Below are 24,239 nucleotides of genomic sequence, written 5' to 3' on the forward strand. Positions count from 1 at the left end.
ATGGGTATCTTTAAACGTATGAAGGATTTGACGAAGGCGTCGGTAAATGAGTTGTTGGATAAAGTGGAAGATCCGGTTATTATGCTAAACCAGTATCTGCGTGACATGGAAGAGGAAATTCGCCAAGCTGAGGTAACGGTTGCGAAGCAACTGACGAACGAGCGCCGCATGAAGCAGCGCCTCGAAGAGGCCGTTCGCACGGCAGCAGGGCTGGAGCCGAAAGCAGAAGCAGCGCTCCGTGCAGGTTATGAGGACCAAGCCCGCAAGCTGTTGGAAGAGAAAATCGTCTTCGAGCAAAAGGTTTCGGAGTACACTGAGCTGCATGGAGCAGCAAAAGCGCAAGCTGACGAATTGATGCAGCAGCTGCACAGCATGAAGGAAGAGTTCTACCAACTGCGCAACAAGCGCAATGAGTTGGCAGCTCGTGCCCAATTAGCGAAAGCGAAGAAGCAAATGGCCCAACTGACTGTTTCGCATCAATCGATCGACAGCAGCGGCGCAGCACGCGGCTTCAACCGGATGGAAGAGAAAATTATTCAAATGGAAGCAGAAGCCGATGTGCTTCGTACGCCATACACTTACAACAGTACACCAGTAGGCTCCACAATTGACCTGGAAAAACAACTTAAGGTCGATGCCCAGCTGGAAGCGTTGAAAAACAAAATGAGCAACAGTGCAGCAGAGTAAGGATTGAAGAACGCAAGAGGGCGGACCGCGAGGAGCGGTACCGCTCTTCTCCTTGTTAATATTAGGAAGTGTCGGCTATGATAAGAGTAATTATAAAAGGAGCATATTATCATGTCCGAAAAGAAGCAGGATGACGCAGCGAAGCCGCGCAATCGAAAAAGCCAAATCGCCGAGACGGTCATCTGGCTCTTAATTGTATTCGGGCTACTGCTCATTGTTCTTCAAGGCATAGGATATCTTGAAGTTTTCGCATTGCAAGGCCGCGCGGCCATTGTTGCCCTTGCGATTATCGCTGCTGCGCTTGCGGCTGCTGCGCTCAATAGCTACTGGCAGGGCATCCGGCTTAAGGAGGCGCTGCAGCGGCTGGCTGACCGGCAGCGCCGCCGTCCGACCAATGTTACCTTTGACCGGGCAGAGGATGGAGAACGCGAGCCAGGCAGCGAAGAAGAGGACGAGGTCTGGGAAGAGAAAGTAAAGTTCTCTGCAGTTATTGAGGAGCGCCAGCGGCTTGCCCGGGAGCTTCATGATGCGGTGAGCCAGCAGCTGTTCGCAATCTCGATGACAGCGACAGCCGTCGGCCGTACGATTGAGAAGGACTGGGAGCGGGCGAAGCGGCAAGTGGAGCTAATCGAGGAGATGGCGGCTGTTGCGCAATCGGAGATGCGCGCGCTGCTATTGCATTTGCGTCCAGTACATTTGGATGGGAAAAATCTAGGGGAAGCGCTGCAGGTGCTCGTTGGGGAGCTGCAGCAGAAAACCGCAATGGCGATTAATTTCGTCGTCGAAGGCGAGATGACGCTGGATACGCAATCGGAGGATCATCTGTTCCGAATTGCACAGGAAGCGATCTCAAACACGCTACGCCACTCCAAAGCGCAGGCGATGACAATACGGCTAGCGGGTTTTGGAAGGCAAGTGCGGCTAACCTTCATTGATGATGGCGTCGGGTTCGAGGTAGAGGAGCGCAAACACTCGTCTTATGGTTTACTGACGATGGAAGAGCGAGTCCATGAGATGGGCGGTTCACTCGAAATTGAGAGCAGCCTGGGCGGAGGCACAACAATCGATATATGGATACCGGCAAGATCGATGGAATAAGGAGAGGAAGAGAGATGGAGACGTTGGAGCAAAGAGATCAGATGGATATTGGGCAGTCGATTAAGGTGTTGTTGGTAGATGATCATGAGATGGTTAGAATTGGGTTGGCAGCGGTGCTGGACACGGAGGATGGCATAGAGGTTGTAGGAGAGGCAAGCAATGGAATGGATGGCATTCGGCTCGCCCAAGCTTACAAGCCGGATGTTGTGCTGATGGATCTCGTCATGGAAGGCATGGATGGCGTCGAGACGACGAGAAAAGTATTAGAGCTTTTCCCGGATTGCAAAGTGATCGTTCTTACTAGCTATCTCGACGACAGCAAGCTGTACCCGGTCATCGAAGCGGGCGCTTTTAGCTATTTGCTCAAAACATCGCGTGCTAATGAGATCGCCGATGCGATACGGGCAGCAGCGCGCGGGCAGTCGGTATTGGAATCCCAAGTTGCTGCGAAGATGATGAACCGGTTCCGCCAGCCGCAGCAGACGGCTGTTAAGGCGCATGAGCAGCTAACGGAGCGGGAGATGGACGTATTGAAGCTGGTTGCACAGGGGAAATCGAACCAGGAGATTGCCGATGATCTGTTTATCGGGATCAAGACGGTGAAATTCCACGTCACGAACATTTTCTCCAAATTAGGCGTTGATGACCGTACGCAAGCAGCAATCTATGCGCATAAGCATGGCATAGCTGATGCTTAACTAGAAGTAATAAGGCGGTTGCGTTCTGCTTGAAGCAACTGATACATACTTTCGAGATCGTCAAGCGCGACGGTAGGCGGCGCGGTTGGAAGCGATTCTAATTTGAGTGCGGATACAGTTTCAAGCATGTCCGGCCAGGCGATAATGGCGATCGGTTGCTCAAGCGTATGGACTAATGCAATGTCTTGTTCATTTTTGACGAGAATGAATTTAGGATAGCTTGCTGTTTTGAAACCTTCAACGAGCACGAAGTCGACATTGCCCCATGCTTGAATTAATTGTTCAAGGGGCGTTGAACGCTGCTGTAAAATAGCTGTCTGATGCGGAGACGTTATGATTGTAAGATCTGCTCCAGCTTGCCGATGGCACCATGTATCGGTACCTTCTTTGTCCATCTCAAAATCGTGTGCGTCATGCTTCATCGTCGCAACGGTATACCCACTTTGCTTCAGTAACTCTGTTAACCGGCAGACGACCGTCGTCTTGCCGGTATTTTTGTATCCTACAACCTGTACCACAGTGGGCTGGAATGTTGGTTTTGGCATATGGAATCCTCCTAAGCGCCATGCATTGAAATGCTCAAGTTCTAACCCAAATTGTAGCATTACGAATAATGACATGAAAGTGGCGGTTATGGCGGTGGAGGGAGGGCGCTGCATTTGATACAATGGCATTAAGTGGAATAGGGAGCGGGGATTCGTGATGAGGGAAGGCGGAGAAAGCAAAGTGCCAATAAAGATCGTGAATGAACAGGGCGAGCGCAGAGGCCGTTTTCGTCGAAAAGCTATAAAAGTTGCTGCGGCGCAATCGGTGGTGCTTGAAGCAGTACGGGCTTGCCATGCAAAAATGCCGGTGCAAGTTATTCCGTTACACCGATGCGGAGGACGTTATGCGGCTGAACGGCTGGTGGCCACATGCGATTGGCCGCCGTTTGCAAGATCAGGTGTGGACGGCTTTGCAGTCCGCTCAGGCGATGTGGCATTAGCTTCAGCGAGCAAGCCTGTCTCCCTTCGGTTGATTGATTCAGTGGCGGCCGGAGACAGGGCGGTAACGCCTGTTCTTCCAGGTACAGCCGTTCGGATCATGACAGGAGCAATGGTGCCTCCTGATGCGGATGCCGTTGTCATGCTGGAGCAGACGGAGGACGCTGAAGCTGGAACAGGCGCGAAGGTGAGCTTTAAGGCATGGGGTAAGGCGTCGCACAGCGAAGGCGCACATGGAACAGCGATTGAAATAAAGGTGAAGCACACAGTACAAAAGGGGCAGAATGTCGCACAGCCAGGTGAAGAGCTGCAAGCAGGGGCGGCTTTAACGGAAGTAGGCATGATGCTAAGGCCTGGCCATGTTGCATTGCTGGGCACGTTTGGCTACAGTGATGTGCCTGTGTTCGCGAGGCCCCGCGTCGGGATTTTTGCTACAGGAAGCGAGTTGCTTGCAGTAGGCGAACGGTTAGAGCCTGGAAGGATTCGAGACAGCAATAGCGCCATGCTTGCGGCGATGGCTGAGCAAAGTGGCGCTGAAGCCGTGCTGCTGGGGCGGCTGCCAGACGAGCTGGAAGCCGTGCGAAGCGCGTTAGCTGAAGCGGTGAAGAAGGCGGATATTATCGTTACGACAGGCGGCGTATCGGTAGGGGATTACGACATCATGGCGATGCTGATGAGCGAGCTGCCGCGATACGATTCCAGAATGGGCGAGCCACTTGAGCCAAGCAATAGCGGGAGCCTTGAGATGGAGCAAGATTTGCTGTTGTTCGACCGCGTATCTATGCGTCCTGGGAGCCCGACGTCTGCGGCGCGAATTGGCGGCAAGCTCTTATTTGCGTTATCGGGCAATCCTGGCGCATGCTTTGTCGGATTTGAACTGTTCGTTCGCCCAGCTATACTGGCATTGCAAGGGACAAGCCATGCGCTGCCCACTGTGGTACAAGCGGAGCTGTTGGATGGATTCGAGAAGGGGAGCCCGCATGACCGGTATGTAAGGGCTCGATTAATTGAGCGGGAGGGCCGCCGTTACGCGGAGCCGCTTGGCTTCGTTAAGTCGAGCATGATGGCATCCATTCCAGCTGCCGAAGGGCTTGTTCTTATTCCTTCAGGGTCTCAAGGGGCATCTGCAGGCCAGCTCGTCGATGTTTTGCTGTTACTGCCTTGATATAGAAACGGTTCATCCTTGCAGCTTTAAGAGAAGGCTGGCTGTACGCTGCGGCCGGCTGTAAGGCGTGTAGGCGTAAGTTAGGGGTTCAAACATTAAGCGAAGCTGGCTAGGATCAATAAGAGAAGCAACAGGTGATTGCATGATGCGTGCAATAACATTGCTAATTGCATTCATAGCTCCATCAGGTTCAAACAACAGCTCTACAAGGTTCGACTGTATCTGCGAATGGGATCGAGTATGCTTGGCCCATGCGCAATCGAATGCTAAACGAGTGGGACTCTCTTCTAAAATAAAACTTAACGGATTTTGCCCAATGAATGCTGCCATCGGTTTCAGGAGATCGAGCTTACAGGCTACAAGCAGCGATTCATGCTCGTTGAAAGCGAGCAAGCAATCGTTATAGCTTGCTGTAAAAGCTGCAAGGAATCCTGCAGCGTTTGGATGGCTGTTTTTAAAAGGAACGGCGCTGCTTATCAATGCTTTAAGCTTTGCCAGACGCTGCATCAAGTCCGTAATCGCTTGCGCCGCGTGTTCGGCTGCTTCCCGTTGGCGCTTCTCATTGAGATTCGTTAATGCTAGCGGATCGTGCTCGTCACGTAGCGGGTAATCGACATACTTGCGGGCACGCTGCACAGATTGGACAGGTCGGGTTGCTTCTGAGCGTTGCGGCGGTCTAATCCACATCTACTATCGCCTCCTCGCCAATACCATACAGAAAATCGAATGCGGAAGGTGGCGATTGGTGTCGGTCCAGCGCAAATAGCCAGAAAGATGTAACAATTGGCCCATCTGCGCCTTTACGCTGGCCGCCCAATCAAGATATTTATTATAAGAGCAAGAATAGAAAGGCAATGAGCGCAAGATCGATTGCGAAAGCCGTTCCCCATGGATTGTACCCGTAACCATACCCGCCGCCATATCCATATCCGTCATAGCCGTAGTCTTTCGTTTGAACCTCCAGCGGCATCTCCTCTTGTGCGTAGGCTTTTTTGTTTTTCTTATGCTGTTTTCCTTTTTTGTTTTTGGACAGCTCAGCGGACTGATGATGGTCGAGATAGGCATGTGGACCAGATTGCGATTGCTGGCTTGGGCCGCTATTGAGCATCACTCGTCCGCCGCGGCAGTTTGATAGAACACCAACATGGCGTTTGCCATCTTTCGTTATAATGCACACTGGCAGGCCGCAATAACGCGACACATGATCCTCGTGTAAAGGAAATATCGGTTCCATTCGTGACGCACCTCCTTGTTTCTAAGCCCATATTATGCAGGCGCAGGCAACTGTGCATGGTCAATAACCCAGAGATTAGGGCCAAATATCGGGAAAAAAGGGGCTGAAGGCTGTGAACGAATTGATGGTGCGTACGCAGGCGCAGACAGGCATGCGAAGAAAGCCAGTGCGAAAGCCTAAGCTGGTTCCTATACTGCTGGCAGCAGCAGCACTTCTTGCTGGAGCAATCATTATTACTGCACAGCGGCCGACCGGATCCACAGGGAGTGCCACGAATGATTTAGCTTATGTGTGGGGGCTGACAGCTTCGCTTGCCTCCCAACAAGCTGGTGGCAGTGATGTGCAAATGGACCAGCGCCGGTGGATCGTACGCTACGACGTGGAGCAGCTTGATAATGGACAAGCACTGCAGGTGGCGAATCTGCTTGGGTTGCAGAGGTCTAGACATGATGGCCAAGATGCTGAACAAGCAGGGCTGGCTGCATACGACGGGATGATGCCCATTGAGGGGGAAGGCAAGTTTGCTCAATTAGGGAACAGTGTACCTGTGACGATGGCCGTTGACCCGGACAAGAGCCGATTTGAGGGGGCAATTCTGGTCATGAAGCCTGAAGCGGGGATCAGCCAGGAGCGGCTAACTGCTGCAGCAAGGCGGATCGAACAGGCACTGCATGAGACGGGAGCGGCGTTTGCCTATAGTTTTCGGGTGGCAAGCTCTATTGCAGCGAATACGATGCCAGTATCAGGAGAAAGCGAAATGATGAAGCCGCTTTTTGATGCACTAACTGCGCAAGCAGGCGCTGCCCTTGTCGAGTCTTATGCCGACAGCTCAGGGCGAACAATTAGCGAAACATGGCGATCTCCACATCTGGAGGCTTCGATTCTAACCAAGGATAAGAAGGCTAATTTGCAGCTGTCGAGACATCAGAATGATACCGCCAACACAATCGATTGGATTGTCGGCGTACCGATCATTACAGGTGATTATGCACAATCCGAATAGTCGGAATTAGGGGTTGTAAGCTTGAATGATTACCTTTCCTTAGGGGGATCATCAGTTTTTTTTATGAGGCGCTCAATGGCGAATTACCCCTGAATATGCTACACTACAAGTACGTGATAGGTGTTGAGAATAGAGAAAAAAACCAAAGGGAAGAATGAGAGCCATGACAACCACTGTAAATTTTGAGCAACAAGCCGCCGAAGGCGCGGTTTACTACCTGTTTGGTGCGACCGGAGATCTTGCAAAACGCAAGCTGTTCCCGGCGTTGTTTAGCTTATATAAGGAAGGCAAATTGGCGGAGAATTTCGCCGTTGTCGGCCTTGCTCGCCGTCCGCGGACGAATGACCAATTCCGTTCGGACGTTTATGAGTCGATCGTAGAGTTTTGCCGGTACAAGGCAGACGACACGGCACTTTGGAATAAATTTGCCGAGCACTTCGTCTACATGCCGCTCGATATTAACAACGTCGACGGATTCCGTGAACTGAATCAATTGTCCAGCGAATTGGACAAGAAATTCGACATCGCTGGCAATCGTTTGTTCTACCTGGCGCTTGCGCCAGACCTGTTCGGCCCTGTTTCCTTCAACTTGCGTGATGGCGGGCTGCTAGGTTCGGATGGATGGAAACGTCTCGTTATCGAGAAACCGTTCGGCTATGACCTGGAGTCGGCTCGCAAGCTGAACGCACAGCTGAGCCAAGTGTTTAAGGAAGAAGAAATCTACCGCATCGACCATTACCTCGGCAAAGAAATGGTACAAAACATCGAGGTTGTTCGTTTCGCGAATGCATTCTTCGAGCCGCTGTGGAACAACAAACATATCGCTAACGTACAAATCACGCTGTCGGAAACAGTCGGCGTTGAGGACCGCGGTGGCTATTATGATAAATCGGGCGCATTGCGCGACATGATGCAAAACCACATGCTGCAAATGCTCACGATGATCGCCATGGAACCGCCTAGCCGCCTTCAACCGGAAGATATTCGCGATGAGAAGGTTAAAGTGCTGCGTTCGCTCCGCCCTTACAAGTCGAGCGAAGAAGTTCGCTCTAGCGTTGTTCGTGCGCAATACTCGGAAGGCGCAGCAGGCACCAAATCGTTGCCAGGCTACCGTCAAGAGGACTCCGTTAACCCTGAGTCCGTTACGGAAACATACTTCGGCGCACGTGTCTACGTGGATAATTTCCGCTGGGCAGGCGTACCGTTCTATATCCGTACAGGCAAACGCATGCCGGTGAAAACGACAGAAGTCGTTATTGAATTTAAAAATGTGCCAGAGAACGTTCTGTTTGGTTCGCGCGAGGATGTCGGCCCTAACCTGCTCGTTATCCGCGTTAACCCAATGGAAGGCATGTACATCAAATTTAATGCAAAACGCCCTGGCTCCGATCGCGAGATCCAACCGGTAGCTATGGAGTTCTGCCAATCTTGCCAAGTCGGCATCAACACGCCAGAAGCTTACGAGCGCCTGATTTATGATGCGGCTCGCGGCGATTCGACTCGCTTCACGCGTTGGGATGAAGTTGCACAAGCTTGGACGTTCGTTGACCCGATTGCTAAGGCATGGAAAGAAAGCGATAGCGATCTTGCTTTCTACCCTGCAGGCTCATGGGGACCAGAACCGATGGATCGGATCATCGAAGAAGATGGTTTCCACTGGTGGCCGGTTAACGGGCAAGAAGAAGACAACGTGGTTTGGATCTCAGGCAGCCGTAAGTAATACGCAATGCGGGGCTTCCAATTCGTTATAATTTGATTATTATAGGTTGAATTTTGGCCGGTCGACAGGATCATTCTGTCGGCCGGCCTTCGGACTGTTTTCAGAACAACATGCGCTGTCGAACCGAGATGAAGCTTATGCTATGCGGTAGAGCGGCCGGTAAGGAGACTGTTATGTTCAAAATCTACGATATCTCGATGACCATTCAGCAGGATATGCAGGTGTGGGGCAATGCGAAGAACAATCAACCAGTCTTCGAGAACGTCTCCAACTATGAGACAGGCGAAGTCTACGATTCCAAGATGACGTTAAGCGTCCATACCGGCACGCATGTAGATGCACCGCTGCATATGTTGGAGGATGGCGCTACGATCGAGTCGATTGGCTTAGAGGAGCTTGTTGGGCATGCGCGTGTTCTTGATCTTACTGCGGTCGAGGATGCTGTTTCCAAGGCTGATCTTGAGAAGTTTGGCATTCAGAAGGGCGAATGGATTTTACTGAAAACACGCAATTCGTTTAACGAGAGCAACACTTTCGATACCGGGTTTGTTTATGTGAATGAGGAAGCAGCACGGTATTTGGTGGAGATTGGCATTCGTGGCATTGGCGTTGACGGGCTTGGCATTGAGCGCTCCCAGCGTGAATACCCGACACATCGCCAGTTGTTCCGAAACAATATTATTATCGTTGAAGGCCTGCGATTAAAAAATGTGCCGCCGGGCACGTATTTTCTCGTCGTTGCGCCGTTGAAGCTGACGGGCCTTGAGGCCGCACCAGCGCGGGCTGTATTGATCGGCGGCGTATAAGCAAGCACAAGCTTAGCTGCCTTCGGCCACTTCTAAAGCGTTACCCTACGGACACTAACAGGGAAAACGAAAGGACGTACTTATGAGCGTATCGTTAAAGGACGAAATACAACAAGAAGTCGATAAGCGGCGCACGTTCGCCATTATTTCTCACCCGGATGCCGGGAAAACAACGCTGACGGAGAAGCTGTTGCTGTTCGGCGGCGCGATCCGCGAGGCTGGCTCGGTAAAAGCGCGTAAAGCTAGCCGCCATGCGACATCCGACTGGATGGAAATTGAGAAGCAGCGGGGGATTTCGGTTACATCTTCCGTTATGCAATTCGACTATAATGGGCATCGCATTAACATATTGGACACGCCTGGCCACCAAGACTTCAGTGAAGACACCTACCGGACGCTGACTGCAGCGGACAGCGCAGTTATGTTGATCGACGTTGCGAAGGGCGTAGAGCCGCAGACGATTAAGCTGTTCCAAGTATGCAGCAAGCGTGGCATTCCGATCTTTACTTTCATCAACAAGCTTGACCGCGAAGGGCAAAGCCCGTTCGACCTGATGGAAGAGATCGAGCGCGTGCTCGGCATTCGTTCGGTTCCAATGAACTGGCCGATTGGCATGGGACGTGAATTGTGCGGCGTATATGACCGGATGAAGAACCAGGTTGAGCTGTTCAACGGCAAAGACCATTCCACGATTGAAGTCCGTAAGGTAGACGACTATAACGACCCGATCATTCGTGAGATGGCGGGCGATTATATGACCGATCAGCTGATTGCAGATCTTGAACTGCTTGATGTTGCCGGCGACCAGTTCGACTTCGAGAAAGTGAGCAGAGGCGAGTTAACGCCTGTATTCTTCGGCAGCGCAGTTAACAACTTCGGTGTTCAGACGTTCCTTGAGAACTTCCTGCAGCTCGCTCCTAAGCCAACTTCCCGCGAAAGCACGGCGGGCACAATTGAGCCAACGAACGAGAAATTCACAGGCTACGTGTTCAAAATCCAAGCGAACATGAATCCCGCTCACCGCGACCGGATTGCATTCCTGCGGATCTGTTCGGGCCGGTTCGACCGTGGCATGAGCGTCAAGCATGTTCGCGCAGGCAAAGACATTAAGCTGTCCCAGCCGCAGCAGTTCCTTGCGCAGGACCGTGATATCGTCGAGTCTGCTTACCCGGGCGATATTATCGGCTTGTTCGACCCGGGCATTTTCCGAATCGGTGATTCGTTGGCACAAGGCGGCAACGTCGTGTTTAACGAGCTGCCGACGTTCTCGCCGGAAATTTTCGCCAAAGTGACGGTTAAGAACGCGCTCAAGCATAAGCAGTACCAGAAGGGAATCGATCAGCTGACGGAGGAGGGCACCATTCAGGTGTTCCGGACGACGAGCTTTGAAGAAACGATTCTCGGGGTAGTCGGGCAGTTGCAATTCGAGGTGTTCGAGTATCGGATGCGTGCGGAGTACGGGGTGGAAATTCAGCTGCATCGGCAGACGTACCAATTCGCGCGTTGGGTTATTGACGACAAAATCGATCCATCCAAATTCCGCATTAACTCGACGCTTGTGAAGGACAAGAAAGACAATTATGTCGTGTTGTTCGAGAATGAATACGCGATGCGTACGGCGATGGAAAAAAATCCGACTGCACAGTTTTTAGAGACTGCGCCTTAAGCCCGGATAGCGATAAAGATAAGAAACAGCGGGCTTTCCCCTTACTAGTGAGGGGGGGAGCACGCTGTTTTTTTTGCTGTGTTTAGAAGTTCGAGGGTTGACATGAAACCGTTCTCGTGACAAAATGTACGCGTGTACATTAAAATGAAAGCCCATTGAGGGAGACGAATAAATTGAGACAACAAGTAGCAAAGCTAGCGGGGGTTTCTGAAGCGACGGTATCTCGTGTGCTCAATGGCGTCGGGCCGGTGAAGGAAGAGACGAAGCAGCGTGTGCTGGCCGCCGCAGCAGAGCTTGGCTATGTGCCAAGCGCATTGGCCCAGCGTTTCGCTAGGAAGAAAAGCGGCAATCTTGGCGTTGTCCTGCCGTTTGTGCCTAAAGTGCCTTTGTTCTCGACCTACTATTTCTCCGAGATGCTTGGCGGCATTGGCGAAGAGGCACAGGCACAAGGCTATGATCTGCTGTTGCTATTCCGGGAGCCTGAGCAGCCACGCGATTATGCTGCGCTGTTCCAAGCGCATAAGGTAGATGCCCTGATCGTGCTTGGCGCAAGAGATATGCCGATTGATCGGGAAGCGCTGGAGGAGCTAAAGCGAAGCGGCCATCCGTTCTGCGTGTTGAACCAGCGCTACGCTGTGAGAGGGGAGGAGCCACCGTTCCTAACCGTCGATGCAGACCACTGGTCAGGGAGCCGGGATGCTGTGCGCCATTTGGCCGAAATCGGCTGCTCGAACATTGTGTTTATTAACGGGCCTGAGCAATATTCGAACAGCCTTGACCGAAGGGATGGCTATGCTCGTATTCTCGCGGAAAGTGGGTTAGAGCTGCGTGAGGAGCTGATGCTCGCGGGCAACTACAGCCGGACAAGCGGCTATGCGTTGGCGGATCGGCTGGAGGCACTCATTCGGTCGGGACAAGCGGACGCCATATTCGCTGCGAATGACCGAATGGCCATCGGGGCGATGCAAGGGCTTCGCGAACGAGGGCTGGAAGCGGGGCGCGATTACGCGCTCTGCGGCTATGATGATGCAGATGCTGCGCGGATGGCGAGCCCACAGCTGACGAGCGTAACGGTTCCTTTTCATGAAATGGGGCAATTAGCGGCTCGTAAGCTGCTTCAGCAGGAGGAGGAGCCAGTGTCGGCTGTTCTTCCTGTTCAGTTGGTAGTGCGGGAGTCTTCGCGTTCACGGCAATGAGTGAACAGTCAACTTGGATCGTGGGATTGAACGAACCTTAATGGGATAGGAGTGGAGCGTTGTATGGAAGAGGTACGAATTGGGATGGTCGGTTACAAATTTATGGGCAAAGCGCACAGTAATGCGTACCGGGCAACACCGATGTTTTTCCCGAATACGGTCAAGCCAGTCATGCAAGCGATTTGCGGCCGTGATCCACAAGGGCTGGAGCAAGCAAGAAGCCAGTTCGGCTGGCAGTCGTCGGAGACGGACTGGCGGAAGCTCGTTGCGCGTGAGGATATCGATCTGATCGACATTAACGCTCCTAGTGATGCGCATAAGGAGATCGCGTTGGCCGCTGCGGCAGCAGGCAAGCACATTTTCTGCGAGAAGCCGCTCGCGCTGACCCTTGGCGATTCAAGAGAAATGCTAGCTGCTGCTGAAGAGGCTGGCGTTACGCATATGGTTGGGTTCAATTATCGGTTTGCACCGGCTGTGAAGCTGGCGAAGAAGCTGATAGAGGAAGGCCGGCTGGGCAAAATATATCATTTCCGCGCATGGTTCCTGCAGGACTGGATCGTGGATCCGTCGTTCCCGCTCGTGTGGCGTTTGCAGAAAGAAATTGCGGGTTCAGGCTCGCATGGCGATCTTGGCGCGCATTTGATCGATCTCGGACGCCATCTCATCGGCGAATTCGCCGATGTGATTGGCATGAGTGAGACATTCGTCAAGCAGCGCCCGCTGCCGTCAGCCATGACGGGATTGAGCGCAAAAGGCGATGCTGACGCTCCGCTCGGCGATGTGACGGTAGACGATGCGACGCTGTTCATGACGCGGTTCGCCAACGGCGCGCTCGGCAGCTTTGAAGCGACACGGTTCGCAATCGGGCATCGCTGCACGAATTCCTTCGAGATTAACGGCAGCAAAGGCAGCGTGAAGTTCGACTTCGAGCGGCTGAATGAGCTGCAGGTCTATTTTACAGATGATGCAGAAGATGTGCAGGGCTTCCGGCGCGTCCTGGCGACCGATGCAGCTCATGCTTATATGGATGCTTGGTGGCCAGCGGGCCATACGATTGGATACGAGCATACGTTCACGCATGAAGTGGTTGAGCTGATGGATGCCATTAAAGAAGGCCGCCAGCCGGTACCGAACTTCGTGGATGGCGTGAAGTGCCAAGAGGTGCTGGAAGCAGTCGAGCGATCCATCGCAGAGCGGCGTTGGGTGTCCATTTCCGAGATGGCCTAAGATCAGATTGCGAATCAGGACAGAGGAGAGGAATGCAGCTATGAAAAAAGCATTAATCGTATGGGGCGGATGGGATGGCCACCAGCCACAGCAGGTTGCAGAGATTTTCGCGGATATGCTGCGCAAAGAGCAGTTTGAAGTAATCGTATCGGACACATTGGAAACCTTCGCCGATGAGGAGCTAGTGAACTCACTCGATCTCATTGTACCGGTTTGGACGATGGGCAAGATTGAGAAAAACCAGCTTGATCCAGTGCTCCGCGCCGTTGAAGCGGGCTGCGGCATTGCGGGCTGCCATGGCGGCATGGGCGATTCGTTCCGCAACGAAGTGGAGTTCCAGCATATGGTGGGTGGCCAATGGGTGGCGCATCCGGGCAATGATGGGGTGAACTATATGGTAAACATGACCATTCCGGGCGATCCGTTAACCAAAGGAATCGGAGACTTTGAAGTTTGTTCTGAGCAGTATTACATGCATGTCGATCCTGCGATTAAAGTGCATGCAACGACTGATTTTGGATCGGTGAAGATGCCGGTCGTTTGGACGAAGAGCTGGGGACAAGGCAATGTGTATTATTGCTCCTTAGGCCATCAAGCCGATGTCGTGGCGATGCCGCAGACGATGGAGCTTATGCGCCGTGGATTCTTATGGGCTGCACGCGGATAATAACGGATTGATTATGGGATGCTTAGGAGGATAAACAAGATGGCGAAAGCGCGGATTGGCATTATCGGATGTGGAAATATTAGCAATATTTATTTGACTAATTTATGCCGTTCGGAAGACGTTGAAGTGGCAGCATGCGCGGATGCGGATTTGGATCGGGCGAAAGAACGGGCTGCCCAGCACGGCGTGAGCAAAGCTTGCTCAGTTGAGGAGCTTCTGGCTGACCCGTCTATCGACATTGTGGTCAATTTGACGATTCCGCAAGCGCATGCCGAGATTAGCCTGCGAGCATTGGAAGCCGGCAAGCATGTGTATGGCGAGAAGCCGCTTGCTGTTACGCTGGAAGAAGGAGCGCAAGTGCTGGAGGCAGCAGCTGCACGCGGGCTTCGCGTCGCTTGTGCACCGGAAACGTTCCTTGGTGGCGGCATTCAAACTTGCCGGAAGCTTATTGACGAAGGGGCAATCGGCACACCGGTTGCAGCATCTGGCTTCATGATGTCCCGGGGGCATGAGAATTGGCATCCTGACCCTGCCTTCTATTATCAAGCAGGCGGCGGCCCGATGTTTGATATGGGCCCGTATTATTTGACTGCATTGGTTACGTTGCTTGGGCCAATCCGCCGCGTAACCGGCTCTGCGGTCATTACGCATGCGGAACGGACGATTACGAGCCAGCCGAAGCATGGGCAAAAGATAACAGTCGAAACGCCAACGCATATCGCGGGCGTGCTCGATTTTGCATCAGGAGCAGTTGCTACGCTTGTAACAAGCTTCGATATCGCCGCGGATACAGCACTGCCGAACATCGAGATTTATGGCACTGCGGGATCGCTGCGTGTCCCTGACCCGAACGGCTTCGGCGGCGAGGTTCAGCTTCGAAAAGCAGGGTCATCGGAGTGGATAAGCATTCCGCTGACACACGGCTTCACTGACAATAATCGCGGAATCGGTGTTATCGATATGGCGAAGGCAATCGTCGAGGATCGCCAGCATCGCGCCGAGGGCAAAATGGCGTATCATGTTCTGGAAGCGATGCATGGCTTCCATATTGCATCTGCCGAAGGCGAACATTATACGATGAAGAGCGAATGTATTCGTCCGGAGCCAATGCCGGAGCTTAACTAGATTGTAAAGGAAACGGGAGGATGGCCATATTCGGATGGCTTATCCTCCCGTTCGTTTTTCCGATTGCCGTTTGCGTGAGATAGGCGGCGGCGGTTCTTCTTTCTCGTTGCGTGCTTTTAGCAATGCGATCAGAGCAAGGACGTCGCCTACAATGGTTGCTACGGCAGCCATAAGCGCAATATCGTCCGCTGACGGGCTATCAGGCAATTCCACTTGTTCTGCCATTATTCCGAACCCCTTCTCGGTGGCCATTATCGATGATAACAGCCTATGCGAGGAGCGGCAGGTTGGCATGGGCGAGTAGCCCTATAGTTAGTTTCGTTTCAATGTTAAGAATGGCCTAAACCGGATTCTGGCGCTGAATCACCGGTATGCAAATGCTGATGCAAGGAGTTGACCATCCGTGATTGATCGCTTGATGAGCTGTCTTGCCAGATCATCTCGAACAGTACGCCAAGACCGGGCAGCGCCCTTTCGTCACTGCCGATGGAGTCTTGAATGATGTCAGTGAGTTCTTCATTCGACTTATCCTTCACCCGGGTAATGATCGCTTGCCGCAAATCGATCGTATTCAAGCTGCATTCCTCCATTCCATTAGTTGCGTCATTTATTATGTGCAATAGAGCCTTCTTTCACGCGAGGGGACTCGTGGCAGGCAGGGCATTGGAGTGGGCGCTTGTGGTATAATACGGTCAAGTCAATCTCACGTACCAGGGGGAACAGCCATGGCCAAGAAGCAGTATGCCGTTATCGGAATGGGGCGCTTTGGTTCAAGCGTAGCCCAAACACTGACGAATCTCGGATTTGATGTTCTTGCCATCGATGCCAGTGAACAGCGAATACAGGAAGCTTGTAACGTCGTTACCCACGCGGTTTCCGCGGATTGTACGGATGAAGAAGCGGTTCGAGCGCTGGGCATTCGCAATTTTGACGTCGTAGTCGTTGCGATCGGGCAAGATATTCAAGCGAGCATCTTGACGACCCTTATTTTGAAGGATCTTGGCGTGCCCAAAATTATTGTTAAAGCGCAAAGCGAGCTTCATGGCAAAGTGTTGAAAAAGATTGGTGCGGACAAAGTCGTGTATCCAGAACGCGATATGGGGATGCGCGTCGCGCATCATTTAATCTCGCCTAATATCGTCGATTTTATCGAGCTGTCAGACGACTATAGCATTCTTGAAATAAAAGCGCCTGCGCAAATGATCGGCCAAACCTTAAAACAGCTTGATGTTAGGGCGAAATACCGTTGTAATGTCATGGCGATTAAGTCGAATGGACAGATGAACATCTCGCCATACGCAGATGACAGGATCAATGCAGAGGACGTGCTTGTCATCGTGGGCAAGAATGAAGATTTGGCCACGTTTGAGCATGTTTTCTCGGAACAATATAAAAACGGTTAAAAGGACGGATAACGTTGTCGGATTTGGAAGTCACTTCAGTACAAAACGCTCGGGTTAAAGGTTGGGCGTCCCTGCTTGAGAAAAAACACCGTGACCGCAGCGGGCAGTTTCTGGTGGAAGGCATTCATCTTGTGAAAGAAGCGCTCGAATGCGGAGCCCAAGTGGAAACCATCGTATATGATGGGGAGCGGGGATTGCCGCTGGAGCTGCAGGAGCATCCTGCGCTAATCGAGCTTCCAGAGCTGCTCGTAAGTGCATCAACGGCCGTTATGGCCAAATGTACAGGCACGGATTCGCCGCCGCCTGTATTTGCAGTGGTCGTGAAGCCTGCCGTGGATGAAACGGCGTTATTCCGCGAGAAGTCGCTGGTTGTCGTATTGGACGGCGTGCGCGACCCAGGCAATGCCGGAACGATCATTCGCAGCGCGGATGCAGTAGGTGCGGATGCCGTTGTTCTTGGACGCGGCTGCGTTGATCTGTACAATCCGAAGACCGTCCGTTCGACGATGGGGTCGCTATTCCATTTGCCAGTCATTGAGGCAGATCTTCTAGAGCTTTTGCCGAAGGCTAAGGAGCGAGGAATTCGTTTGGCGGCAACAAGCTTGCAGTCAGCGGTTAGCTGCTATGACTGTGACTGGACGGGCGCGACTTGGCTGCTGATGGGCAGCGAGTCTGACGGGGTGTCGGCAGAGGTGCTTGGGCTGGCGGACCAAGCGGTAATTATTCCGATTCGCGGGCGCGCGGAATCGTTGAACGTTGCGATGGCGGCGACGGTTATTTTGTATGAGGCGTTGCGGCAGCGGGGGTAGATTTATACAAACAATAATTCCTAACTTTCCCCCAAATATCTGTCCAGGAATAAAATTTATGTTATCAATCCACCAATGGCTGGAGGCGAATCGGCCAGCCTTTTTTATGCCCTTCCCAATCATCTACCCAACCATAAACTAATACGAAGCAAGCTCTCACAGGCTTCTCTTTGAATCTTTCTTAAGCCTTTATTTAACTTATATAAAGGCTTTTTTAATGGATGTAATGCTATATTATCCTCAAAATTCTGATATGATATTTTCTATAAAATGGTATGTGAATTTAACATTTAAGGAGGATCTATCTATGACAGCGGAAATAGCAATTCTAAATAGGTCGGCAGTCGCTCTTGCAGCTGATAGTGCTGTTACGGTGGGAGATAAGGTCTATAACTCTGCTGTAAAGATACTATCCTTATCACATAAATATCCGATTGGGGTCATGATATATCACTCGTCAACTTTTATGGGGGTTCCATGGGAAACTATAATTAAAACGTATAGGAATAAACTTGATGATATATGTTTTGACTATGTAGAAGAATATTGTGATGATTTTATTAATTACCTTCGAAGTGGTGTTGTTACAGCAGATCTTCAGAAGAATAGTCTGAACTCTAAAATGGTACACATTTATCGTAGTCTTCTTTACAACTATGAGAATAATGAATTTCGAACTGAGAAAGTGACAATGACTGAGTACATTAATAATGTATTGCAACAATTCGGGGAGTGGACATCATCCGTTAACTGTTCATCTGATGAAATTGAAATGTTATTGGATGAAAATGAGGATTTGTTGAACGAAGGAATTCAGGTCATTTTCAATGGATACCAGTTATCTGAAGCTGATCAATTGAATTTAAAAAGAATTATAGTAGTATACATTTATTCTGATGATTTTTCATATGAACAGTATACTGGAGTCGTAATAACGGGATTTGGTGAGGAAGAGATGTTTCCAGCTTTGTATTCATATGATATTGGTTCAATTCATGGCAATCGCCTGAAAATAGTACATAACAAATCAGTAAAGATAGACGGTATAACTACTAACTCATCAATTATCCCGTTTGCTCAGCAAGAAGTTGTGTACAGATATTTGCTGGGCTTTGATCCAGAGTTGCAGCGCTTTTCAAGAAACCGTCTGACGGATTTATTTGGAGAATATAATCAATTGGTCATAAATCGTTATAGTTTAGAAGATGATAGTTTTCTTGTCGATTTGAAAAATAATGCTGTCGAAGCTTTTTACGAAGGAATAAAGGAGTATCAGTCTGAGAGTTATATAAACCCGATGCATGAAGTATTAATGAATCTGCCTCACAATGAACTTGGGAATTTTGCAGAAACGCTGGTGAATCTATCGTCATTTAAGAAGAAGGTATCTAAGGAACTGGAGACCGTAGGCGGTCCAATAGATGTAGCTGTAATAACAAAAGGTGATGGTCTCATTTGGATTAAGAGAAAACATTATTTTGATGAAAGGATAAATCATCAATATTTTAAAAGGTGAACGGATTATGCTTTCGGCGCGTTTGAATAATTTCAACTATGGTTAAAGAGGAAGATTGCAACTCATTCGGAATAAAATGAATATAGTTAGATGAAAAAAAGGGGGGCGAGGGACGGAACTGCAAAGCATAATTGCCGTTGGCCACTTCTTCACCTCTACTGTCAGCTGTGGGCAGTTACGGGACCCCTCCTACTACTTTATAGCATAAGATATGCTTGTGAGCACATTGTAAACAAGATCTGCGTCCGTTCTTGGGTCGCTGCTGTAGCCAATGATCTCTCTATGTAAAGAGGTCGACACACAAGCATACGTAATGCCTTTCACCGTCTACTCGTACGTACGTCAGATCGCTGACAACCACGGCATATGCTTCTTCTTGATGAAGTTCCCGGTTCAGTTCGTTCTTTACAGCTGACTTGTTAGAATCGCTTTTTGTGATCTGGCCGATCTTACGGCGTGAAGCCACTAGGGTTTGCTTCCGCAATTCTACCTTAATCTTTCGTGTTCCGTAGTTATTTCGACTGGCTGTGAAGATGTCAATAATCGCATCCTCCAATTGTTGTTCGTCTTCATTCGAGGCTGGTTCGTGCTTGTAGTAATTGCAGGACGGCTTGCTTTAAAATGTCGTTCTCCATCTTCAGACGCTGATTTTCTTTCCATAAAGCAAGCAGCTCATTTTCTTTGGGATACGGTTCGCCTTCTCTGTAAACGATCCTGAGTTCTCGTTTTGCGCAATCCATCGAACCAACGCTGATCCACTCAGGTTGTACTCTCGAACAATACTTGCTCCTTGTTTTTCCATATAACTGAACCAATTGTTGTTTAAACTCCGCTGTAAACGTACGTCTTTGTTTTGATAGTAGATCCGCTCCTTATCTCTGTCGCTCTATTCTACTAGCACTTTTTTTTATGTCTAATTCAGTATAGACGATCCAAAAAGAGGGAGAAATGTAAAATTGAATAACCAATTAAATCGAGTTGGAAATATCGAAAAGCTAGGCGCATCATCTGAGCCTATAAATCTAAATCCGTTAACAAGTACAAATGTTGAGAGGTTGAAAGTAAAATTTATTCCGGAAAATGAAAGTTTTTCAGATTTTTTAATAAAAAATCTAATAAGTGAATTAAGATTAAATTTGAAAGAATCGGGGGATATATTAGTAAGTTGGGTCAATGCGTATTATAAGTGGAAGTTTCAAAATAACGAGACTGATAGTATTCATCCGGATGAATCAGGTATGCATATGACAGGAAATGTTAGGTCTTTACTAAATTTAGCATTTGATGTTTATTGTTTAATATTAGAAGGAGCATTTCCTAACGATCTCAGAAAAAGATTGAGATTGAATAAAGAATTTCAAGGGGTACTTTATGAAATTCAAGTTGCTTCGATTGTTGTTAGAGCAAACTTTTCGATAAGTTATACAGATCCTCAATTATATAATGATATGGGTAAAAAGTGTGAATTTATAGCAATACATAAAGTGACAAAAGAAAAAATAGGGTTTGAAACAAAAAGTAAACATTTTCGCGGTATTCTGCATTTTAATGAAGGGAATACACCAGATAATATAAAACCTTCTTTTTTAGGTAGATTGATGAATGAGGCGAAAGAACAAAGACCTAAAGAATTACCATTTATTATTTTCATCGATGAAAATATACCTCCAAATAAAGATGTCATTAATGAAGGAATACCTTATCTTGATGAACATATTAACTTTTTTGAAAGTGACTATAGAAGATATATAGTTGATAAAGAAAGATGTCCGTATAACTATCTAATAATTACAAATTATTCAGATTACTACTTTAGTGATGAATTAGTTCCGGATAAGGGTTATGTTAAGATGATATCGTCTGAATATCCAATGAATATGATGCAAAATGATGCTTTGATGTTTCAAGACCTGTTAAGTAGTATTGCAAGATATTCGAATGCTATAAATAAGATTACAGAAGAAATTAATAAGTGTTACTAATAATAAACTCTAAGTTTCTTTTTTATTAACTAAAGAACTATTCCCGTCCAATGTCGCAGTAACTGTCTTCAAACGAAGAAAGGCTGGAGCCTGGTTGATTAACTCCATAACCATCTCTTCAGCTTTTTCTCTCCTTTATAAGCTGTTTCCTAATCATTTCCTTAAGCAACTCCCAGCACCCTAATGATCTGGTTCGATCATATACCCAAACAAGCACTCCGTCTCCTTTTGATCTGTTTCGATTTAGTTCCTAACTCTTTTCCAAATTATTTTCCCAGTCTACTACGGTACTTTCTCGAGTTGTTGCTTTTATTTCCTGCTTCTCACTCTGTTAGGTCACACGTGGGAGGGACACTAGTTATTGTCTCGGAATTGCGGGATAGACTGTTGAGGTGTTGGGGTGGGGCAAGTAGAAAGAGTGTGATTTTCTGGATAGGAGTTTTTGATTATAGAGGGTAGCAACCATAAACTTGTATCGCTCGACGCAGCCTTCTGACTTATTTCCTGTCGTAAAGCAGAGGGAAAGCCTGAGAAAGCCCGTCTATAGCAAACCCCGAGTGAAAAAAAATAAGTGATGATAAAGAGTTTGAGTTGATTTTAAGTAGGAACTTTTGTTGTTTTAGTTATGCATAGTATAACGTTAGGATAGGAAAGTCGGATTTGATCTCGAATATTCCAATTGGTAATAACCAATAGCATTGGTGCTGAACTCGAAAGAAGAAAGAGAAAGGTGATAACAATGGCAATATGGCAACAGGTCAAAGAAGCAGTGATTGCATTAGGGGGAAAAGCTTCGAATGCTGATATTAAAAAACACATAAGAAGCAAGAATCCAGAAGCAAAAGATAATACAATTAATTGTACCATTTTGACATGTTGTGTTAATGTACAGTCACGAATAAACTGGCCTGAAAATAATAAACCACGCATATCACTCTCTCAATATGACTTCCTTTACAGTACAGGACGAGGACAAGTAGAACTGTATGACGTGGATCAACATGGCGAATGGGAAATACATAAGGATGAGAATGGTTCACTCATTGTTAGAGAAGTTAGCCGGGTAGTTACGAATGAAATGTCGAATGATGATCAAGCTGATCAAGTTTCCGATGATTCCAATGCCAATTTGCTGTTCCCGTTTGAGGCTCACTTGAGGGATTTTATTGCAAAAAATATCTCCCAGGTCAACATTGGCGGCAAACCACTTCGGCTATATGTCGATGATAATGGCATTGAGGGAATAGAATATCGTATTCCTGTCGGCAGAATTGATATTTTAGCAGTGGATGAAAATGAAAATTTCGTTGTACTGGAGCTGAAACTTAGTAGAGGTATAGACACTACTGTAGGTCAACTTCTTCGGTATATAGGATGGCTTCAATCAGAATATCCAGATAAAAAAGTGAGTGGAATCATTGTAGCGGAAAACTTTGATGAGAAGATTAAATATGCTGTTAAGGTCGTTCCGCATGTAACTCTATTCAGATATCAAATTAATTTTTCTTTAAGTCAGGAATCAACTTTTGAGTAGAAGTAGGAACAGTAGAAGTCTGAGACTATAGCGTTTTACACTGTTTTGTATAGAAAAATCATTTACTATCCACGATAAAAAGAAAAAATCCCCATTCTTTTCCGCAATACTGTCCTGATGAACTAAAGGTTGGAAATAAATCGGAGTGGAAACCGATTTATCTCCAACCTTTTTCTCTGCTTTCAAGGATACAAAAATCAGAGAAAAAGGTACGTGGGAAAAGGTGGATGGGAGGAGAAAACAGTAGGTCTTGTTCTAATGGCACTATATAGGTTATATCTTGTGCAAAAACGTCCCACATGAAGGCGTTCCTGCAACTACTCTGTATCCTTGTTCACACTTTCGTCTCGTTGAAAGCCTTCCGTTATGGAACGAATTGGAGCGGGACCTGGTGGTGGTGGTGGGATATCTTGGATATTAGGTTCATTATTTTGATCAGTCATTTTACTCACCTCCTTTGTTACTTGGTACTTTGACAATTGGATCGCTTCAAGTTCTATTTTTATCTCTTGAATTAACTTTTCTTGCTCTTGTACGGTTTTTTGCAAGTCATTGTGATCATCCGATCGTATCTTTTTGTATTGAATTGTATCAATGAGTTCAGTTAGTTTCTCAACTTCAATCTTTTGGACATCATTTTTCTCATGAGCTATAAAATACGGAACTAGCGATACAAGACCCAAGATTAAGGAAATGATCATAGCATACCCGACTTTTCTTAAGTATGTTAGTTTTTTCTCATTAAGCATCATATTAGTTTCTGTGGTAATCATGTAGTAGTGATACATGTTTTTATCGATTTCATTAGTGATGCAATCATCTTTGGATATTTTGTAATAATCCTTGTACTGCTCATAGTACGTGTCGAAATGAGTAGCATACTCGTTCGCTTTGCTTTCTAAAACGGACGGGACTGGAATGTATTTATAGCTATAAGCATAGTAAGATCTAATTAAGAGATAAACAATTCCAAGTAATGATAGGGAAAATAAACTGAGTAATATAAAGAATGCCATGCCCGATGTTCCTTTTTGGATATCTTCCATGCCATTGATGTAAAAGGCATCTAATGCAATCAGTAAGGTTAAAAAGCCGATAGGCGTTTGAATTCGTCCGTTAATTTTCTCTTTTTGTTCATGTTCGTAGTAGTACATTTCTTTGAAATGCTCTATGTAATATTTCTGAACGACTGACACCATTTCCCCACCTTTGTATATATGACTGCAATTCTACTTTGCTAATAACGTCCGTAACAAGTGGAAACAATCTTCACTGTTGACAGTCAACGTGTGATGAGAAAACTATACCATATTCTGGTCTATAAGAAATACGTTACTATGAAAATAACTGGATCCCAAATATCCGAAGTAGGGGGGGAGCGAAATTGTGATAGATAAAGGTAATCTGAGTTACGTTTTCACCAGTAAATAATAACTGTCCTCCAATAACCAGGACTGGAGATTCGTCGATGGGTTTCCCTCGATTAACCTCTAGTCTTTCCATCCCATATGACGAGCATTAGAAAAGAGAAATGAGCCGTTATATCAGAATGGCTTTTCCCGATTATTTTCCCGATCATCTTCTTCCGATTAAAATGGAAGGATGCCTGGCTAGTAGTACATTGCCAGCGGCGCAGAATTGACTTCTGCCGCTGTAAAAAGGCTTGGGACGACTCTACTTTAGTTAACAATCCCCGCCCCGCATATTGAGGCGATACAGC

Annotated in this window: 23 protein-coding genes and 1 pseudogene; 17 read left to right on the plus strand and 7 right to left on the minus strand. The window is 48.1% G+C overall.

The features are described 5' to 3' along the window. The 3 genes from GON22_RS23205 to GON22_RS23215 all read left to right on the plus strand — a co-directional run bounded on the left by GON22_RS23205 (position 1) and on the right by GON22_RS23215 (position 2,483). Complete coding sequence (locus GON22_RS23205) at positions 1-687, plus strand: PspA/IM30 family protein (RefSeq protein ID WP_160398475.1); 687 nt, start codon at positions 1-3, stop codon at positions 685-687. A gap of 111 nt (positions 688-798) precedes the next feature. Further along, entirely contained in the window at positions 799-1,785 is a 987-nt protein-coding gene (locus tag GON22_RS23210; protein ID WP_160398476.1) for a sensor histidine kinase, read from the plus strand. Positions 1,786-1,799: 14 nt separating this feature from the next. Then, on the plus strand, positions 1,800-2,483 hold the full coding sequence (locus tag GON22_RS23215; protein WP_272898826.1) for a response regulator: 684 nt from the start codon (positions 1,800-1,802) through the stop codon (positions 2,481-2,483). On the opposite strand, the gene mobB is transcribed toward GON22_RS23215, so the two are convergent. Further along, on the minus strand, positions 2,480-3,028 hold the full coding sequence (mobB, locus tag GON22_RS23220; RefSeq protein ID WP_160398477.1) for a molybdopterin-guanine dinucleotide biosynthesis protein B: 549 nt from the start codon (positions 3,026-3,028) through the stop codon (positions 2,480-2,482). The two genes, GON22_RS23215 and mobB, sit on opposite strands and share 4 nt — an antisense overlap. 157 nt (positions 3,029-3,185) lie before the next feature. On the opposite strand from mobB, the gene GON22_RS23225 reads away from it, so the two are divergent. Further along, a complete protein-coding gene (locus tag GON22_RS23225; RefSeq protein WP_160398478.1) occupies positions 3,186-4,631 on the plus strand; it encodes a molybdopterin molybdotransferase MoeA in 1,446 nt (481 codons plus the stop codon). A 12-nt stretch (positions 4,632-4,643) separates the two neighbouring features. Here GON22_RS23225 and GON22_RS23230 read toward each other — a convergent pair whose 3' ends face one another. Further along, the gene (locus tag GON22_RS23230; RefSeq protein ID WP_160398479.1) at positions 4,644-5,318 is read right to left on the minus strand and encodes a hypothetical protein; all 675 of its coding nucleotides are present in this window, start codon (positions 5,316-5,318) and stop codon (positions 4,644-4,646) included. A 142-nt stretch (positions 5,319-5,460) separates the two neighbouring features. Next, positions 5,461-5,865, minus strand: a complete 405-nt coding sequence (locus GON22_RS26285; RefSeq protein ID WP_237179320.1) for a hypothetical protein — start codon at positions 5,863-5,865, stop codon at positions 5,461-5,463. Between the two features lie 112 nt (positions 5,866-5,977). Between GON22_RS26285 and GON22_RS23240 the strand changes: the two genes are divergently transcribed. From GON22_RS23240 to GON22_RS23275, 8 genes are all read left to right on the plus strand, one after another. Next, positions 5,978-6,868, plus strand: a complete 891-nt coding sequence (locus GON22_RS23240; protein ID WP_160398480.1) for a YwmB family TATA-box binding protein — start codon at positions 5,978-5,980, stop codon at positions 6,866-6,868. 163 nt (positions 6,869-7,031) lie between these two features. Further along, a complete protein-coding gene (zwf, locus tag GON22_RS23245) occupies positions 7,032-8,588 on the plus strand; it encodes a glucose-6-phosphate dehydrogenase (RefSeq protein WP_160398481.1) in 1,557 nt (518 codons plus the stop codon). Between the two features lie 173 nt (positions 8,589-8,761). Then, positions 8,762-9,394, plus strand: coding sequence for a cyclase family protein (locus tag GON22_RS23250; RefSeq protein ID WP_160398482.1), 633 nt, complete (start codon positions 8,762-8,764; stop codon positions 9,392-9,394). A gap of 82 nt (positions 9,395-9,476) precedes the next feature. Next, the gene (locus GON22_RS23255) at positions 9,477-11,060 is read left to right on the plus strand and encodes a peptide chain release factor 3 (protein ID WP_160398483.1); all 1,584 of its coding nucleotides are present in this window, start codon (positions 9,477-9,479) and stop codon (positions 11,058-11,060) included. Between the two features lie 173 nt (positions 11,061-11,233). Next, complete coding sequence (locus tag GON22_RS23260) at positions 11,234-12,256, plus strand: LacI family DNA-binding transcriptional regulator (protein ID WP_160398484.1); 1,023 nt, start codon at positions 11,234-11,236, stop codon at positions 12,254-12,256. A gap of 63 nt (positions 12,257-12,319) precedes the next feature. Then, positions 12,320-13,483 carry a Gfo/Idh/MocA family protein gene (locus tag GON22_RS23265; protein ID WP_160398485.1) on the plus strand — a complete coding sequence of 388 codons (1,164 nt, stop codon included), beginning with the start codon at positions 12,320-12,322 and terminating at the stop codon, positions 13,481-13,483. 40 nt (positions 13,484-13,523) lie between these two features. Beyond that, positions 13,524-14,150 (plus strand): ThuA domain-containing protein, encoded by a 627-nt coding sequence (locus GON22_RS23270; RefSeq protein ID WP_160398486.1) that lies wholly within the window; start codon positions 13,524-13,526, stop codon positions 14,148-14,150. Between the two features lie 39 nt (positions 14,151-14,189). Beyond that, complete coding sequence (locus GON22_RS23275; protein ID WP_160398487.1) at positions 14,190-15,275, plus strand: Gfo/Idh/MocA family protein; 1,086 nt, start codon at positions 14,190-14,192, stop codon at positions 15,273-15,275. 39 nt (positions 15,276-15,314) lie between these two features. On the opposite strand, the gene GON22_RS23280 is transcribed toward GON22_RS23275, so the two are convergent. Continuing rightward, positions 15,315-15,500, minus strand: coding sequence for a hypothetical protein (locus GON22_RS23280; protein ID WP_160398488.1), 186 nt, complete (start codon positions 15,498-15,500; stop codon positions 15,315-15,317). 104 nt (positions 15,501-15,604) lie between these two features. Continuing rightward, the gene (gene sspI, locus GON22_RS23285; RefSeq protein WP_202113468.1) at positions 15,605-15,850 is read right to left on the minus strand and encodes a small acid-soluble spore protein SspI; all 246 of its coding nucleotides are present in this window, start codon (positions 15,848-15,850) and stop codon (positions 15,605-15,607) included. Positions 15,851-15,961: 111 nt separating this feature from the next. Between sspI and GON22_RS23290 the strand changes: the two genes are divergently transcribed. The 3 genes from GON22_RS23290 to GON22_RS23300 all read left to right on the plus strand — a co-directional run bounded on the left by GON22_RS23290 (position 15,962) and on the right by GON22_RS23300 (position 19,003). After that, the gene (locus tag GON22_RS23290; RefSeq protein ID WP_336604359.1) at positions 15,962-16,678 is read left to right on the plus strand and encodes a potassium channel family protein; all 717 of its coding nucleotides are present in this window, start codon (positions 15,962-15,964) and stop codon (positions 16,676-16,678) included. 14 nt (positions 16,679-16,692) lie between these two features. After that, positions 16,693-17,487, plus strand: coding sequence for a TrmH family RNA methyltransferase (locus GON22_RS23295; protein ID WP_160398490.1), 795 nt, complete (start codon positions 16,693-16,695; stop codon positions 17,485-17,487). Between the two features lie 307 nt (positions 17,488-17,794). Beyond that, on the plus strand, positions 17,795-19,003 hold the full coding sequence (locus tag GON22_RS23300; protein WP_160398491.1) for a hypothetical protein: 1,209 nt from the start codon (positions 17,795-17,797) through the stop codon (positions 19,001-19,003). A 280-nt stretch (positions 19,004-19,283) separates the two neighbouring features. On the opposite strand, the pseudogene GON22_RS26820 reads toward GON22_RS23300, so the two are convergent. After that, positions 19,284-19,562 (minus strand): annotated as a pseudogene (locus GON22_RS26820) (IS3 family transposase); the annotation flags it as partial. Between the two features lie 397 nt (positions 19,563-19,959). Between GON22_RS26820 and GON22_RS23310 the strand changes: the two are divergent. After that, on the plus strand, positions 19,960-20,985 hold the full coding sequence (locus GON22_RS23310) for a hypothetical protein (RefSeq protein ID WP_160398493.1): 1,026 nt from the start codon (positions 19,960-19,962) through the stop codon (positions 20,983-20,985). Between the two features lie 739 nt (positions 20,986-21,724). Further along, complete coding sequence (locus tag GON22_RS23315; protein WP_160398494.1) at positions 21,725-22,519, plus strand: endonuclease NucS domain-containing protein; 795 nt, start codon at positions 21,725-21,727, stop codon at positions 22,517-22,519. A 317-nt stretch (positions 22,520-22,836) separates the two neighbouring features. On the opposite strand, the gene GON22_RS23320 is transcribed toward GON22_RS23315, so the two are convergent. Beyond that, on the minus strand, positions 22,837-23,715 hold the full coding sequence (locus GON22_RS23320; protein ID WP_160398495.1) for a hypothetical protein: 879 nt from the start codon (positions 23,713-23,715) through the stop codon (positions 22,837-22,839). Between the last annotated feature and the right edge of the window lie 524 nt (positions 23,716-24,239).

It is taken from the genome of Paenibacillus sp. MMS18-CY102 (assembly GCF_009789195.1).
GTDB lineage: Bacteria > Bacillota > Bacilli > Paenibacillales > Paenibacillaceae > Paenibacillus_T.

What these genes read in the sequence shown, in the direction of transcription:
- GON22_RS23205 (WP_160398475.1), top strand. Translation starts at nt 1, where the DNA reads ATGGGTATCTTTAAACGTATGAAGGATTTGACGAAGGCGTCGGTAAAT.
- GON22_RS23210 (WP_160398476.1), top strand. Translation starts at nt 799, where the DNA reads ATGTCCGAAAAGAAGCAGGATGACGCAGCGAAGCCGCGCAATCGAAAA.
- GON22_RS23215 (WP_272898826.1), top strand. Translation starts at nt 1,800, where the DNA reads ATGGAGACGTTGGAGCAAAGAGATCAGATGGATATTGGGCAGTCGATT.
- mobB (WP_160398477.1), bottom strand. Translation starts at nt 3,028, where the DNA reads ATGCCAAAACCAACATTCCAGCCCACTGTGGTACAGGTTGTAGGATAC.
- GON22_RS23225 (WP_160398478.1), top strand. Translation starts at nt 3,186, where the DNA reads ATGAGGGAAGGCGGAGAAAGCAAAGTGCCAATAAAGATCGTGAATGAA.
- GON22_RS23230 (WP_160398479.1), bottom strand. Translation starts at nt 5,318, where the DNA reads ATGTGGATTAGACCGCCGCAACGCTCAGAAGCAACCCGACCTGTCCAA.
- GON22_RS26285 (WP_237179320.1), bottom strand. Translation starts at nt 5,865, where the DNA reads ATGGAACCGATATTTCCTTTACACGAGGATCATGTGTCGCGTTATTGC.
- zwf (WP_160398481.1), top strand. Translation starts at nt 7,032, where the DNA reads ATGACAACCACTGTAAATTTTGAGCAACAAGCCGCCGAAGGCGCGGTT.
- GON22_RS23250 (WP_160398482.1), top strand. Translation starts at nt 8,762, where the DNA reads ATGTTCAAAATCTACGATATCTCGATGACCATTCAGCAGGATATGCAG.
- GON22_RS23255 (WP_160398483.1), top strand. Translation starts at nt 9,477, where the DNA reads ATGAGCGTATCGTTAAAGGACGAAATACAACAAGAAGTCGATAAGCGG.
- GON22_RS23265 (WP_160398485.1), top strand. Translation starts at nt 12,320, where the DNA reads ATGGAAGAGGTACGAATTGGGATGGTCGGTTACAAATTTATGGGCAAA.
- GON22_RS23270 (WP_160398486.1), top strand. Translation starts at nt 13,524, where the DNA reads ATGAAAAAAGCATTAATCGTATGGGGCGGATGGGATGGCCACCAGCCA.
- GON22_RS23275 (WP_160398487.1), top strand. Translation starts at nt 14,190, where the DNA reads ATGGCGAAAGCGCGGATTGGCATTATCGGATGTGGAAATATTAGCAAT.
- GON22_RS23280 (WP_160398488.1), bottom strand. Translation starts at nt 15,500, where the DNA reads ATGGCAGAACAAGTGGAATTGCCTGATAGCCCGTCAGCGGACGATATT.
- GON22_RS23300 (WP_160398491.1), top strand. Translation starts at nt 17,795, where the DNA reads ATGACAGCGGAAATAGCAATTCTAAATAGGTCGGCAGTCGCTCTTGCA.
- GON22_RS23315 (WP_160398494.1), top strand. Translation starts at nt 21,725, where the DNA reads ATGGCAATATGGCAACAGGTCAAAGAAGCAGTGATTGCATTAGGGGGA.